Here is a 14,581-nt window from a genome sequence, read left to right as displayed (position 1 = left end):
CACCCGGGGGCGGCGGGGGCGGACCTCAGTGGTCCGGCGGGACGAGGGCCGCGAGGTCCAGGGACGCCGCGATGCGCACGGCCACGTCCTCCGCGTACATCGCGTCGGAGCGCTCGAACGCCTGCCGCCCCGCCCCCCGCAGAAACGTCACAGCACCGAGCGTCCGCCCCCGGCTCCGCAACACCGTGCACAGCGCGTGCACCGCGTCCTGCGGCCACTGCCGCGCCAGCGCCCACGCCCGCGCGTCCTCCGCGCTCAGGGCTCCCGCCCCGGCCCGCACCGAACCGGACCGCTCCACGCACTGCACCGCGGGGTGCGACTCCGCGTACCGCACCGGCAGCCCGGCCCGCCCGTCCAGCCTGCTCGGCCCCGGCGCGCCGGACGGTGTCGCGGCGATCCGCACCAGCCGCACGGACCCGGCGTCCCCGGGGCACTCGGCCACCCGGTCGATCAGCGCGTGGTCGGCGAACCCGGCGAGCGCGAAGTCGAGGTGGACCGTCACCGCCTCCGCGGGGTCCTCGCACTCCGCCGCCGCGCGCGCCGCACGGTGCAGCTGCTGCGCGCGGAACCGCAGCAGCGACGCCTCCTGCTCGCCCTGCCGGGCCTCCGTCACGTCCTGGAACAGCCAGCCGACCCCGAGCGGCACCGGCTCCTCCGCGAGCGGTGACGCCAGCCGCACGAACCCGCTGCGCCAGCACCGCCGGCGCTCGCCCTCCGGGCCGCGCACGCTCACCCACAACTCGGCCGGCGCGGGCGGCGCGCCCTCGGCGAGGACATGGGTGAGCGCGCTCTCCAGCTCCTCCACACCCTGCGCCAGCAGCTCCCCCAGCGGCCGGCCCAGTACGGCCGTACGCCCCGCCCCCAGGGCCCGCGCGGCGTGCGCGTTCACCACGGCGGGGCGCAGGTCGGCGTCGACCAGGACGACACCCCAGCTGGCGTCGTCCAGCAGCGCCTCGCTCAGCGCGATCGACCGCTCCAGGTCGATCTGCGCGTGCACCTCGCTGAACGCGCAGTACACCCCCGCCGGCTTCCCGTCGGGCCCGGGCACGGCCGCGGACTGCGTGCGCACCAGCACCCGGCCGCCGTCCTTCGTCAGCAGCGCGAACTCGTTCACCTGCCGGCCCGGCGCGTCCATGGCCGACATCAGCCGCGCCTCGACCTCCTCGGCGTCCGCGCTGCGCACGGCCCACCCGGCGAACCCGGCCCGGCCCACCGCCTCGTCCGCGCTCCAGCCGAGGATCCGTTCCGCCTCACGGTTCCAGTGCGTGACCGTCCCGTGCGCGTCGAAGGCGCACAGGGCGGCGTCCATGCCGTCGAGCAGCGCGGCGAGGAGGTCGGAGCCGTCCGACCCCTCCCGCCCGGGCCCGGGCTCGTCCGGCCCCAGCTCGTCGGTGGTCCCACTACGCCGGGAAGCACTCACCTGGACCCCCTGCAGGCTGCGTCCGCACGTACGGCACGACGGTTCGCTCGTTCACCATCATTCAACTTGAACGTGACTCAGCGCACATCGGGTTCCCGCAACATTGGGAAAATCGTTGCGCGACGCCCCCGGCTCACCGGGAACACGCATGCGCGGCACGGGACATCGGATGCCGGAAAAAAACGGTTGATTCACCGGCGATCGGTTCTTAGTGTGGCGGTACTTCAGAAGGGAGGTGGTTCGGCAGATGTATGAACACCGGACGGAAGAGGTGGCTGCGGGCCAGTAGCCCGCCGCCGTACTCGGTTCGGCGCCGGACCAGCGTGTGCGTGATGCGCGCGACCGGCCCAATCCAACGCAGTCACCCGACCCGCGAGTCGCCGGTAACGTCCGGCCGGCCCCTCCCCAGGGAGGAACCGGACTCGCGGGTCGCCTGCTTTTCCGGGGCCCCGCTCAGCGGGCGATGTCCCCGAAGCCCTCGATCTCGCGCGGGTCGCGGGTGCCCGGGCCGACGTAGCGGGCCGACGGGCGGACCAGGCGGCCGGTGCGCTTCTGCTCCAGGATGTGCGCCGACCAGCCCGCGGTGCGGGCGCAGGTGAACATCGACGTGAACATGTGCGCCGGGACCTCCGCGAAGTCCAGCACGATGGCCGCCCAGAACTCGACGTTGGTGGCGAGCACCCGGTCGGGCCGGCGGGCGTGCAGCTCGGCCAGGGCGGCCTTCTCCAGGGCCTCGGCCACCTCGAAGCGCGGGGCTCCCAGTTCACGGGCGGTGCGGCGCAGGACGCGGGCGCGGGGGTCCTCCGCGCGGTAGACGCGGTGGCCGAAGCCCATGAGGCGTTCGCCCTTGTCGAGGGCCTGCTTGACGTACGCCTCGGCGTCCCCGGTGCGCTCGATCTCCTCGATCATGCCGAGCACGCGCGAGGGCGCGCCGCCGTGCAGCGGGCCGGACATGGCGCCCACGGCTCCGGAGAGGGCCGCCGCGACGTCCGCGCCGGTGGAGGCTATGACGCGGGCGGTGAAGGTGGAGGCGTTCATGCCGTGCTCGGCGGCCGACGTCCAGTAGGCGTCGACGGCGGCGACGTGCTTGGGGTCGGGCTCGCCGCGCCAGCGGATCATGAAGCGTTCGACGATGGAGTCGGCCTTGTCGATCTCGCTCTGCGGCACCATGGGCAGGCCCTGGCCGCGCGCGGACTGGGCGACGTAGGACAGCGCCATGACGGCGGCGCGCGCGAGGTCGTCGCGGGCCTGCTCGGCATCGATGTCGAGGAGCGGTTTGAGGCCCCACACGGGGGCCAGCATGGCGAGCGCGGACTGCACGTCGACGCGGATGTCACCGGAGTGCACCGGGATCGGGAACGGCTCGGCGGGCGGCAGCCCGGGGTTGAACGCGCCGTCGACGAGCAGGCCCCAGACGTTGCCGAAGGAGACGTGCCCGACCAGGTCCTCGATGTCGACGCCCCGGTACCGGAGGGCGCCGCCCTCCTTGTCCGGTTCGGCGATCTCCGTTTCGAACGCGACGACTCCTTCGAGCCCGGGTACGAAGTCGGACATCTGGCGGCTCCTTGGTGAGGTGGGTGACAGATGGTGTTGTGGGTGGAACGACCATGTGCCGGTCCGGTCGGCGCGAGCGGACGCGTCCGGTGGATCCGCGGTCACGGTGTGTGGACTCGCGGTCCGGGACGTCATCCCTGTGGTGCCCCGGCTGGTGGTCACCCAACCGGATCAGTGCCTGCACGATATCCCTGAGTGCCATCTTTGGGGAGTGGTCGCGGCACTGAGTGCCACCACGTGATGTACGACACCGTGCCCGGCGGCCGCGCCGGTGCGGCAGGATGACGGCGTGACCGACCGAGACGCCGTTCCCTTCGAGCTGGCCGCGATGCGCAAGCAGTACCGGTCCGAGGGGCTCTCCGAGACCGACCTGGCCGCCACGCCCGTCGAGCAGTTCGCCCGCTGGTTCCAACAGGCCGCGACGGACGGCGGCCTGTTCGAGCCGAACGCCGTGATCGTCTCGACGGCGGACGCGGAGGGGCGGCCCAGTTCACGCACGGTGCTGCTGAAGCACTTCGACGGCGACGGGTTCGTGTTCTACACGAACTACGGCTCCCGCAAGGGACGTGACCTGGCGGAGAACCCGCACGTCTCGCTGCTGTTCCCGTGGCACCCGATGGCCCGGCAGGTGATCGTCACCGGCACGGCGCGCCGCACCGGCCGGGACGAGACGGCCGCCTACTTCCGCACCCGCCCGCACGGCTCCCAGCTGGGCGCGTGGGCGAGCGGCCAGTCGTCGGTGATCGCCGGCCGCGCGGAGCTGGACGCCTCGTACGCCGGTCTGGCGGCCCGCTACCCGGAGGGCGAGCAGGTGCCGGTCCCGCCGCACTGGGGCGGCTTCCGGGTGACCCCGCGGACGGTGGAGTTCTGGCAGGGCAGGGAGAACCGCCTGCACGACCGGCTGCGGTACGTCGCCGAGGCGGGCGGGGGCTGGCGGGTGGAGCGGCTCGCCCCCTGAGGGGAAGCGTTCCCGCGTGGAGTGCCGCGCCCCCACGCGGGAGGCGGTACCCGCGGGCCCTCAGCCGAGCGTCTCGTCCAGCAGGGCCGCCCACTGGGCCACCACGCGTTCGCGGCGGGCGGTGTCGTCGGTGAGGAGGGTGGCCAGGCCCAGGCCGCGGGCCATGTCGAGGAGGCCCTGGACGGTTTCGCGGACGCCGGGGCGGGACTCGTCGGCGTCGAGGAGTTCGACGGCGATGCGGTGGGACTCGCGGCCGACCCGCAGTTCCAGCTCGGTCACGCGCGGGCGGAGCTGTTCCTCGTTGGAGGCGGCGACCCAGAGGTGGAGCGCCGCGCGGAAGACGGGGCCGGTGTAGAGGCCGACGAGTGCTTCGACGACCGCGCGGCGGTCGGCCGTGGCGGCGCCCTCCGGGAAGAGGGCGCGCAGCGCGTTGGAGCGTTCCTCGGCGACGTACTCGACGGCGGCCGTGAACAGGTCCTCGCGGGTCGGGAAGTGGTGCTGGGCGGCCCCCCGGGAGACGCCCGCGTGTTCGGCGACGACGGTGACCGTGGAGCCCGCCCAGCCGTGCTCGGCGAGGCAGGCCACGGCGGCCTCCAGGAGCCGCTGCCGGGTGGCCCGGCTGCGGTCCTGCTTGGGGACGCGCTCCGCACGGTCGGTCGTGCTCACACCACCCACTCCGGATCCCGTCGTTCGAGGAAGGCCGTCATCCCCTCGCGCGCGTGGGCGGAGGCGAAGAGGCGCGCCGAGAGCGCGGTCAGGGCGGCCGCGTCCCGGTCGAAGGTCTCCAGCACCTTAGCCGTGAGCAGCCGTTTCGTCTCGGCCAGGGCTTCCGGGGCGGATCGGCGCAGGCCGTCGAGGATCGGGGCGAGGACCTCGTCCACGTCCTCGCCGGCCGCCGTGATCAGGCCGGTGCGGGCCGCTTCGGCGGTGTCGAAGCGTTCCCCGGTGAGGTAGTGGCGGGCCAGCGCCCGCGGGTCGGTGCGGGGCAGCAGCGGCAGGGAGATGACGGCCGGGGCGACCCCGATGCGGACCTCGGTGAAGGCGAACGTCGCCGTGTGGGAGGCGACGGCGATGTCGCAGGCGCCGAGGAGTCCGAGCCCGCCGGCGCGGACGTGCCCGGTGACCCGTGCGACGACGGGTGCGGGCAGCTCGACGATCTGCCGCAGCAGACCGACGAGGGCGTCGGGGGCGGGCGGGTCGCGCAGGTCGGCGCCCGCGCTGAAGGTGGTGCCGGTGTGGGTGAGGACCACGGCGCGGACGCCGGTGTCCCGGCCGGCGTCGGCGAGCGCGCCGGCGAGTTCGCCGACGAGGGCGGCGGACAGGGCGTTGCGGCGTTCCGGGGCGTCGAGGGAGAGCGTTTCGACGCCCCGGTCACGGGTGCGGCCGATCAGGGTCACGAGGGCTCCTTGTGCGGCGTCGCGCGCAGTTCGCGGCGCAGGATCTTTCCGGAGGCGGCGCGTGGGACGCCGTCGACGAAGGTGACGTGCCGGACCCGCTTGTAGGGGGCGACCTGCTCGGCGACGTACATCATGATCTCGCCCTCGGCGAGGTCGGGCGCGGTCGGGCGGCGGACGACGAAGGCGTGCGGGACCTCGTTGCCGTCCTCGTCGTAGACGCCGATGACGGCCGCGTCGGCGATGCCGGGGTGGGTGAGGAGCAGCGCCTCGAGTTCGGCGGGGGCGACCTGGAAGCCCTTGTACTTGATGAGTTCCTTCACGCGGTCGACGACGAAGAGCCAGCCGTCGTCGTCCACGTGGCCGACGTCCCCCGTGTGCAGCCATCCGTCCTGGTCGATCATCGCGGCGGTGGCGTCGGGCCGGCCGAGGTAGCCCTTCATCACCTGGGGGCCGCGGATGAGGATCTCGCCGGACTCGCCGGGCCCGAGGTCCTTGCCGGGGTCGTCGAGGGAGACGATCCGCATCTCGGTGCCGGCGATCAGCTTGCCGACGGTGCCGGGCGGCGCCTCGTGCATGGCGTCCAGGGGGACGACGTGGGTGCCCGGCGACAGTTCCGTCATGCCGTAGGCCTGCCCGACGGGCGGCAGTCCGAGGCGTCGCGCGCAGGCGGCGGCGAGGCCCGCGTCGAGGGGCGCGGCGGCGCTGATGACGTGGTGCAGGGAGGACAGGTCGTACTCGGCGATCAGGGGGTGTTTGGCGAGAGCGAGCACGATCGGCGGTGCCACGTACAGGCCGGTGATGCGGTGGTTCTGGATGGCCGCGAGGAACGTCTCCAGGTCGAAGCGGGGGAGGACGACCACGGTGGCGCCCTGGCGCAGGGGCGCGTTCATCAGGGCGGTCAGGCCGTAGATGTGGAAGAAGGGCAGCACGGCGAGGATGCGGTCGCCGGGGCCCGCCGTGATGGACGGCTGGAGCTGGGCGAGGTTGGTGGCGATCTGCCGGTGGGTGAGCATCACGCCCTTCGGGACGCCGGTGGTGCCGGAGGAGTACGGCAGCGCGGCCACGTCCTCGGCCGGGTCGATCCCGACGACCGGTTCGGGGGCCGTGGAGGCCAGCATGTCGATCAGGGAACGGTGCCCCGGCGCGTTGTCGCAGACGAATATCTCCTCGATGCCGCCCGCGAGTTCGGCGGCGCTGCGCGCGGTCGGGAGCAGGGGGGAGACGGTGACGATCCAGCGGGCGGCGCAGTCCTTCAGCTGCTTGGCGAACTCCTCGGCGGTGGCGAGGGGGTGGACGGTGGTGACGGAGGCGCCCGCGCGGGTGGCCGCGTAGAAGGCGGTGGGGAAGGCGATGGTGTTGGGGCTGTGCAGGGCGAGCACGTCGCCCTTGCGCACGCCCGCCTCGGCCAGTCCGGCGGCGACCCGCCGGTGGAAGCGGTCGACCTGTTCGTAGGTGAGGGTGGTGCCGTCGGTGCCGTCGATCAGTGCCGGTGTGCTCCCGAACTCGGCGGCCCGGGCGAGCACCGCGTCGTGGATGGGGAGGTCGACCGGGGTGACGTCCGCGTACTCGCTTCGGAACATGGTTCCTCCAAGACGGCCGGGAAGGCTGCCGGGCCTAGTACGACTTGGGCAGGCCCAGGGTCTGGTGGGAGACGTAGTTGAGAATCATCTCCCGGCTCACCGGCGCGATACGAGACACGCGCGCGGCCGTTATCAGCGAGGCGAGCCCGTACTCGCGGGTGAGTCCGTTGCCGCCGAGGGTGTGCACGGCCTGGTCGACGGCCTTCACGCAGGCTTCCCCGGCGGCGTACTTGGCCATGTTGGCGGCCTCGCCGGCGCCGATGTCGTCGCCGGCGTCGCACAGGTGGGCGGCCTTCTGCATCATCAGGCGGGCCGTCTCCAGTTCGATGTGCGCCTGGGCGAGGGGGTGGGCGATGGCCTGGTGGGCGCCGATCGGGACCTTCCAGACGGTGCGCTCGCGGGCGTACTCGACGGCCCGGGCGAGGGCGTGGCGGCCCATGCCGATGGCGAAGGCGGCGGTCATGATCCGCTCGGGGTTGAGGCCGGCGAAGAGCTGCAACAGCCCGGCGTCCTCTCCCCCACTGCCGTAAGCGTGGGAGGGGCCCCCACCCACGAGCGCGTCGGCGGGCAGGCGTACGTCGTCGAGGACCAGCTCGAACTGCTTCTCCACGGAGGTGAGTTCCATGTCGATGGGCCGCCGCTGGAAGCCCTCGGTGTCGCGCGGGACGATGAACAGGCAGGGCTTGAGCTTCCCCGTGCGGGCGTCCTCGGTGCGTCCCACGATGAGGGTGGCGTCGGCGATGTCGACCCCGGAGACGAACACCTTGCGGCCGGTGAGGAGCCAGTCGCCGCCGTCCCGGCGGGCCGTCGTGGTGATGCGGTGGCTGTTGGAACCGGCGTCGGGTTCGGTGATCCCGAAGGCCATCAGCCGGCTGCCGTCGGCCAGGGCGGGCAGCCACTCCCGTTTCTGCGCCTCGGTGCCGAAGCGGGAGATGACGGTGCCGCAGATGGCCGGGGAGACGATCATCATCAGCAGGGGGTTGCCGGCGGCGCCCATCTCCTCCAGGACGAGGGACAGTTCGGTGATGCCGCCGCCGCCCCCGCCGTACGCCTCCGGCAGGTTGACGCCGATGTAGCCGAGCTTGGCGGCCTCCTGCCAGAAGCGGCGGATGTCGGTGCCGGTGGTGGTGCGGGGGTGGTTCCTCGCGAACGAGGCGACCGCTTCGCGGAGTGCCTTGTGCTCTTCTGATTCGATCAACGGCATGAGGGCTCCTGAGGGGAAGGGGCTTCGGGTGATGCGGAGGGTGCGGGTTCGCTGTGGTTGCTCGCGCCCACGCGGCGGCAGCCGCCCATCGGGCACGGCCCCGCGCCCCTAGGGTGCTGCTTCCACGACTGCCAAGAGGGTGCCGACCTCCACCTGCTCGCCCGCCGTCGCGCGCAGGACGCTCAGCACTCCCGTGACCGGGGCGGTGATCCTGTGCTGCATCTTCATCGCCTCCAGCCAGAGGAGGGGCTGGCCGGCCTCGACGGTCGTGCCCTCGGTCAGTCCCTCGGCGATGCGGACGACCGTGCCCGGCATGGGAGCCAGGAGGGAGCCGGGGGCGTGTTCGGTGGTGGGGTCGGGGAAGCGGGGCAGGGCGGTGAGGGCGGTGGCGCCCACGTACACGCGGTCGCCGTAGCGGCTGACCTCGAACCTGCGCCGTACGCCGTCCACGTCGAGGACGACGAGCCCCGCGCCGGCGTGGACGACCCGCACCCCGTCGGCGGCCGGGCCCTCGCGGGTGTGCCGGTAGCGGACCTCGTGCTCCTCCCCCGCCATCGCGTACCGCTTGGTCTGCGGCTGTGAGGCGAGGTTGCGCCAGCCGCCGAAGCGGGAGCGGCCGTGGGCGTCGGCGAGGGCGGCGGCGAGCGGGGCGTACGGGTCGGGGGCTGGGGTGGTCAGCTCGGGCAGGTGGCGGTCGTAGAAGCCGGTGTCCATCCGGGCCGCGGTGAACTCCTCGTGGCGCAGGGAGCGGACGAGGAGGTCCCGGTTGGTGACCGGGCCGTGGATCTCCGCGCGGTCGAGGGCGGAGGCCAGTTTGCGGATCGCCTCCGCGCGGGTGGGCGCGTGGGCGACGACCTTGGCGAGCATGGGGTCGTAGTGGACGCCGATGTCGTCGCCGTCCGTGTACCCGGTGTCCAGGCGCACCCCGTCGGGGACGGTGAGGCGGTGCAGCCGGCCGGTCTGCGGTGCCCATGCGCGCGCCGGGTCCTCGGCGTAGAGGCGGGCCTCCACGGCGTGTCCGCGCGCGGGCGGGGGGTCGGCGGCCAGCGCGTGGCCCTCGGCGACCCTGATCTGCTCGGCGACGAGGTCGACGCCGAACACGGCCTCGGTGACGGGGTGTTCGACCTGGAGCCGGGTGTTCATCTCCAGGAAGTGCGCCCGGCCGTCGGCGACGAGGAACTCCACGGTGCCGGCGCCGACGTAGGAGACGGCGCGCGCGGCGCGTACGGCGAGGGAGTGCAGCTCCTCGGTGAGCCGCGCGGACAGTCCGGGGGCCGGGGCCTCCTCGACGACCTTCTGGTGGCGGCGCTGGAGGGAGCAGTCGCGGGTGCCGAGCGCCCACACCGTGCCGTGCGTGTCGGCGAGGACCTGCACCTCGACGTGGCGTCCGCCCTCCACGTAGGGCTCGGTGAACACCTCGCCGTCACCGAAGGCGCTCGCGGCCTCGGCGCGGGCGGCGGCCAGTTCGCCCTCCAGGTCCGCGAGGCGCCGTACGACGCGCATCCCGCGCCCGCCGCCGCCCGCCGCCGCCTTCACCAGCACCGGCAGGTCGGCCTCGGTGACCTCGCGCAGGGGCTCGATGCCCATCAGTTCCTTGGCGCGGGTCTTGGACGCCATCGCCTCGATCGCCTCCGGGGGCGGCCCGATCCAGACCAGGCCCGCGTCCCGGACCGCCCGCGCGAAATCGGCGTTCTCGGAGAGGAAGCCGTAGCCGGGGTGCACGGCGTCCGCGCCGGCCGCGAGGGCGGCCTTCACGATCAGGTCGCCGCGCAGGTAGGTGTCGGCGGGCGCCGCCCCCGGGAGTCGCACCGCCGTGTCCGCGACGCGGACGTGGAGGGCGTTCTCGTCGGCGTCCGAGTGCACGGCGACCGTGCGGATGCCCAGCTCGCGGCAGGTGCGGGCGATGCGGCAGGCGATCTCGCCCCGGTTCGCCACCAGTACGGAAGTAATCATGGGCCTCACATCCGGAAGACGCCGAAGCCACCACGCGCGCCCTCGTAGGGGGCGGTGTGGACGGCCGACAGGCACAGGCCGAGGACGGTGCGGGTGTCGCGCGGGTCGATGACGCCGTCGTCGTACAGCCGCCCCGACAGGAACATGGGCAGGGACTCGGACTCGATCTGCTGCTCCACCATGGCGCGCAGCGCCGCGTCCGCCTCGTCGTCGTACGGCCGGCCCTTCGCCGCGGCCGACTGCCGGGCGACGATGGACAGCACGCCGGCGAGCTGCTGCGGGCCCATGACGGCCGACTTGGCGCTGGGCCAGGCGAACAGGAAGCGGGGGTCGTAGGCGCGGCCGCACATGCCGTAGTGGCCGGCGCCGTAGGAGGCGCCCATGAGGACGGACAGGTGGGGGACGCGGGAGTTGGCGACCGCGTTGATCATCATGGCGCCGTGTTTGATGATGCCGCCCTGCTCGTACTCCTTGCCGACCATGTAGCCGGTGGTGTTGTGCAGGAACAGCAGCGGGATGTCGCGCTGGTTGGCGAGCTGGATGAACTGGGCGGCCTTCTGGGACTCCTCGCTGAACAGGACGCCCCGGGCGTTGGCGAGGATGCCGACGGGGTAACCGTGCAGGGTGGCCCAGCCGGTGGTGAGGCTGGTGCCGTAGAGGGGTTTGAACTCGTCGAAGTCGGAGGCGTCGACGATCCGCGCGACGACCTCGCGCGGGTCGAAGGGGGTCTTCAGGTCGCCGGGGACGATGCCGAGGAGTTCCTCCTCGTCGTACTTCGGGGGCGCGGCCGGCCCCGGATCGGCGTGCGCCTTGCGGTGGTTGAGGCGGGCGACGACGCGGCGGGCCCGGCGGAGGGCGTCCCGTTCGTCGACGGCGAAGTGGTCGGCGAGGCCGGAGACGCGGGCGTGCATCTCGGCGCCCCCGAGGGACTCGTCGTCGCTCTCCTCCCCGGTCGCCATCTTCACCAGCGGCGGGCCGCCGAGGAACACCTTCGCCCGCTCCTTGACCATGATCGTGTGGTCGGACATGCCGGGGACGTAGGCGCCGCCGGCGGTGGAGTTGCCGAAGACGACGGCGATCGTGGGGATGCCGGCCGCCGACAGCCGCGTCAGGTCCCGGAAGATCGCGCCGCCCGGGATGAAGATCTCCTTCTGGGACGGCAGGTCGGCGCCGCCGGACTCGACGAGGCTGATCACGGGCAGCCGGTTGGCGAGCGCGATGTCGTTGGCGCGCAGGGCCTTGCGCAGGCTCCACGGGTTGCTGGCGCCGCCGCGCACGGTCGGGTCGTTGGCGGTGATCAGGCACTCCACGCCCTCGACGACGCCGATGCCGGTGACGAGGGAGGCGCCGACGGTGTAGTCGCTGCCCCAGGCCGCGAGCGGGGACAGCTCCAGGAAGGGCGTGTCGGGGTCGAGGAGCAGTTCGACGCGTTCGCGGGCGAGCAGTTTGCCGCGCCCGCGGTGCCGCTCGACGTACTTCTCGCCGCCGCCCGCGAGGGCCTTGGCGTGCTCGGCGTCGAGTGCGGCGAGTTTGGCGAGCATGGCGTCACGGTGTTCCCGGTACTCCGGGTCGGCCGTGTTCAGCGCGGATGCGAGGACCGTCACAGCAGGGCCTCCGGGATGTCGAGGTGCCGGGACCGCAGCCATTCGCCGAGGGCCTTGGCCTGCGGGTCGAAACGGGCCTGCGCGGCGACGCCCTCGCCGAGGATGCCCTCGACGAGGAAGTTCACGGCGCGCAGGTGGGGCAGGACGTGCCGGGTGACGGGCAGGCCGCCGGCCTCGGGGACCATCTCCCGCAGCCGCTCGACGGTCAGCTCGTGCGCGAGCCACCGCCAGGCGTCGTCGGAGCGGACCCAGACGCCGACGTTGGCGTCGCCGCCCTTGTCGCCGCTGCGGGCACCGGCGAGGAGGCCGAGGGGCACCCGTCTCGTGGGCCCGGCGGGCAGCGGTTCGGGAAGTGCGGGTTCCGGTACGCCGTGGAGTACGGCGGTGTCCTGGGGTGGGTCCACGGTGATGCGACGCCCGTCGTGGAGGACGGCCACATGGTCGACCTCGCCATGGGGGACGTACACATCCTCGAAGACCCCATAGGGGGAGCCCTTCCCCGGCGGTGCCACCACATGAAAGCCGGGGTAGCTCGCCAGGGCCAGCTCGATGGCGGCCCCGCTCAGCACCCGGCCGACCGCCTCCTGCCGGGGGTCCCGCACGACGAGCCGCAGCAGCGCGCTGGCGGTCTCCTCGGTACCGGCGTCGGCCCGGTCGGTGCGGACCAGTTCCCAGCGCACGTCGGCGGGCGGCGACTTGGCGAGCGCGTCACCCATCTGCTCCTTCACCAGGCCGGCCTTGGCCTCGACGTCGAGCCCGGTGAGCACGAAGACGACCTCGTTGCGGAAGCCGCCGAGCCGGTTGCGGCCGACCTTGAGCGTGGGCGGCGGGGCCTCCCCGCGCACCCCCTCGATCCGCACCCGGTCGGGTCCGTCCTGGGTGAGCCGCACGCTGTCCAGCCGCGCGGTGACGTCAGGACCGGCGTAGCGGGCGCCGCCCGTCTCGTAGAGCAGCTGCGCGGTGACCGTGCCGACGTCGACGAAACCGCCGGTGCCGGGGTGCTTGGTGATCACGGCGGTGCCGTCGGCGTGGATCTCGGCGAGGGGGAAACCGGGCCGCCGCAGGTCACGGGGGTCGCGCTCGCCGAAGAAGGCGTAGTTGCCGCCGGTGGCCTGCGTCCCGCACTCCAGCACGTGCCCGGCGACGACCGCCCCCGCGAGCCGGTCGTACTCCGTCGGCCCCCAGCCGAAGCGGGCCGCGGCGGGCCCGGTCACCAGGGCCGCGTCGGTGACCCGTCCGGTGACGACCACGTCGGCGCCCGCGCGCAGGCATTCCGCTATGCCGAAGCCGCCGAGGTAGGCGTGGGCGGCGAGGCTGCCGGGATGGCGCCCGGTGAGGTCGTCGCCCTCGACGTGGGCGACCCGTACCGGGATGCCGAGCCGGCCGGCGAGCGCCCGCACGGCGTCGGCGAGCCCGGCCGGGTTGAGCCCGCCCGCGTTGGTGACGATCCGGACGCCCCGCTCGTGGGCGAGACCCAGGGTCTCCTCCAGCTGCCGCGGGAAGGTGCGGGCGTAACCGGCGGACGGGTCCTTCAGCCGGTCGCGGGCGAGGATGAGCATGGTCAGTTCGGCGAGGTAGTCGCCGGTGAGGACGTCGACCTCGCCACCGGTGAGCATCTCGCGCAGGGCGTCGGAGCGGTCGCCGTAGAAACCGGAGAAGTTGCCGATGCGCAGGGTCACCGGGCGTCCCCCTTCGGCTCCCGCCCTTCGCCGGGCGGCCCGGCGAAGGCCTGGGCGATGTCCAGCCAGCGGTCGGCGTCGGGGCCGTCGGCGGTGAGGGCGAGGTCCGCGCGGTGGGCGCGCTGGGTGACCAGGAGGCAGAAGTCCGGCGCGGGGCCGGTGACGCGCTGCGTCGCGTCCTCGGGACCGTAGGTCCACGTCTCGCCGTCCGGCCCGGTGAGTTCGACGCGGAAGGGTTCCGCGGGCGGGGTGAGCCCGTGCGCCGCGTAGGCGAAGTCCCGGGTCCGCACCCCGATCCACGCCACATGCCTGAGCCGGCCGGTGGGGGGCCGCGTCACACCGAGCGCGTCGGCCACGTCCTGTCCGTGGGCCCAGGTCTCCATGAGACGGGCGGTGGCCATGGAGGCGGCCGACATGGGCGGCCCGTACCAGGGGAACCGGGCCCCGGCCGGCGCCCGGCGCAGCGCCTTCTCCAGCGCCGCGCGCCCCTCCCGCCACCGCGCCAGCAGCTCGGCGGGCGCGGCCCGGACGTACTCCTCGGCACCGTCGTCCACGAAGGTGTGCGGGGCGTTCAGGGCGCCCTCCACCAGCGCCCGGAAGCCGTCCGCGTCGGTGACGGCGAGGAGCGCGGAGTGGTCGGTCCAGGCGAGGTGGGCGATCTGATGGGCGACGGTCCACCCGGCGGCGGGCGTCCGCCGCCCCCACTCCTCCGCCGCCAGCCCGGCCACCAGCCGGTCCAGTTCGTCACTCTCGGCACACAGGTCGTCGATGACACGCGTCGGGTCGGCCATGTCGGGAGCATGGCAGGCAGCCACAAAACAATCAAGCATGCTTGCTGGCTTTTATGGCGCACCGCAGGCGGCGGAGGAGTCAGCCCGCGCAGCCCTTGCCCCAGGACGACCTGGCGACCGACATCACGTCAAAAGAGCGCGAACGCATCGACGCCGTCAAGGCCGGGACGGTCGATGCGGAACGGGACACCGACCGGCCGCGCTCCGCAAGGCTCAGGGCCTCACCCGGGCGCAGGCCGCCAAGGCCACGGGTGTCGCACAGGGCCGGGTCAGCCCGATCGAGCGAGGCACCGCTCGACCGGACACCTCGACGACGGCGGCGTACCTGCACGCGATCGGTGGCGAGCTGACCATGACGGCCACCGTGGGAAACCTGTCGGTACGGCTGTAGCGGGCGGCGCCCGCGGTGCCGCCCTCCCCAGGCCCACTGGCGGTGTTCGC

At 73.5% G+C, this 14,581-nt stretch carries 12 protein-coding genes; 2 read left to right on the top strand and 10 right to left on the bottom strand.

What is annotated here, in order from left to right:
* Positions 1–25: 25 nt before the first annotated feature.
* On the bottom strand, positions 26–1,420 hold the full coding sequence (locus IE172_RS31680; RefSeq protein ID WP_190100790.1) for a PAS domain-containing protein: 1,395 nt from the start codon (positions 1,418–1,420) through the stop codon (positions 26–28).
* Positions 1,421–1,873: 453 nt separating this feature from the next.
* Complete coding sequence (locus IE172_RS31675) at positions 1,874–2,974, bottom strand: citrate synthase 2 (RefSeq protein WP_190100789.1); 1,101 nt, start codon at positions 2,972–2,974, stop codon at positions 1,874–1,876.
* Between the two features lie 289 nt (positions 2,975–3,263).
* Here IE172_RS31675 and pdxH point away from each other — a divergent pair, with 289 nt between their 5' ends.
* Positions 3,264–3,932: a pyridoxamine 5'-phosphate oxidase gene (pdxH, locus tag IE172_RS31670; protein ID WP_190100788.1), complete on the top strand. Its 669-nt coding sequence runs from the start codon at positions 3,264–3,266 to the stop codon at positions 3,930–3,932.
* Positions 3,933–3,992: 60 nt separating this feature from the next.
* Here the strand turns inward: pdxH and IE172_RS31665 are convergent, their stop codons facing one another.
* The 8 genes from IE172_RS31665 to IE172_RS31630 form a co-directional block, all read right to left on the bottom strand.
* A complete protein-coding gene (locus IE172_RS31665) occupies positions 3,993–4,607 on the bottom strand; it encodes a TetR/AcrR family transcriptional regulator (RefSeq protein WP_190100787.1) in 615 nt (204 codons plus the stop codon).
* A complete protein-coding gene (locus IE172_RS31660; RefSeq protein WP_190100786.1) occupies positions 4,595–5,329 on the bottom strand; it encodes an enoyl-CoA hydratase family protein in 735 nt (244 codons plus the stop codon). The genes IE172_RS31665 and IE172_RS31660 overlap by 13 nt, the downstream gene beginning before the upstream one ends.
* Positions 5,326–6,909 carry a 4-coumarate--CoA ligase family protein gene (locus IE172_RS31655; protein ID WP_190100785.1) on the bottom strand — a complete coding sequence of 528 codons (1,584 nt, stop codon included), beginning with the start codon at positions 6,907–6,909 and terminating at the stop codon, positions 5,326–5,328. Before IE172_RS31655 ends, IE172_RS31660 begins: the two co-directional genes overlap by 4 nt.
* Before the next feature lie 34 nt (positions 6,910–6,943).
* Complete coding sequence (locus IE172_RS31650; protein ID WP_190100784.1) at positions 6,944–8,113, bottom strand: acyl-CoA dehydrogenase family protein; 1,170 nt, start codon at positions 8,111–8,113, stop codon at positions 6,944–6,946.
* 108 nt (positions 8,114–8,221) lie between these two features.
* Positions 8,222–10,066 (bottom strand): acetyl/propionyl/methylcrotonyl-CoA carboxylase subunit alpha, encoded by a 1,845-nt coding sequence (locus IE172_RS31645; RefSeq protein ID WP_190100783.1) that lies wholly within the window; start codon positions 10,064–10,066, stop codon positions 8,222–8,224.
* A gap of 5 nt (positions 10,067–10,071) precedes the next feature.
* Positions 10,072–11,670 carry an acyl-CoA carboxylase subunit beta gene (locus IE172_RS31640; RefSeq protein WP_190100782.1) on the bottom strand — a complete coding sequence of 533 codons (1,599 nt, stop codon included), beginning with the start codon at positions 11,668–11,670 and terminating at the stop codon, positions 10,072–10,074.
* The gene (locus tag IE172_RS31635; RefSeq protein ID WP_190100781.1) at positions 11,667–13,349 is read right to left on the bottom strand and encodes an acyclic terpene utilization AtuA family protein; all 1,683 of its coding nucleotides are present in this window, start codon (positions 13,347–13,349) and stop codon (positions 11,667–11,669) included. Before IE172_RS31635 ends, IE172_RS31640 begins: the two co-directional genes overlap by 4 nt.
* Entirely contained in the window at positions 13,346–14,140 is a 795-nt protein-coding gene (locus IE172_RS31630; protein ID WP_190100780.1) for a TIGR03084 family metal-binding protein, read from the bottom strand. Before IE172_RS31630 ends, IE172_RS31635 begins: the two co-directional genes overlap by 4 nt.
* Between IE172_RS31630 and IE172_RS31625 the strand changes: the two genes are divergently transcribed.
* A complete protein-coding gene (locus IE172_RS31625; protein ID WP_306432831.1) occupies positions 14,118–14,531 on the top strand; it encodes a helix-turn-helix domain-containing protein in 414 nt (137 codons plus the stop codon). The genes IE172_RS31630 and IE172_RS31625 overlap by 23 nt on opposite strands.
* Positions 14,532–14,581 lie beyond the last annotated feature (50 nt).

This window comes from Streptomyces griseoflavus (assembly GCF_014649995.1).
GTDB classification, from domain to species: domain Bacteria; phylum Actinomycetota; class Actinomycetes; order Streptomycetales; family Streptomycetaceae; genus Streptomyces; species Streptomyces griseoflavus.
The sequence above is the reverse complement of the archived record's forward strand: the minus strand, read 5'-3'. Positions and strand labels throughout refer to the sequence as shown.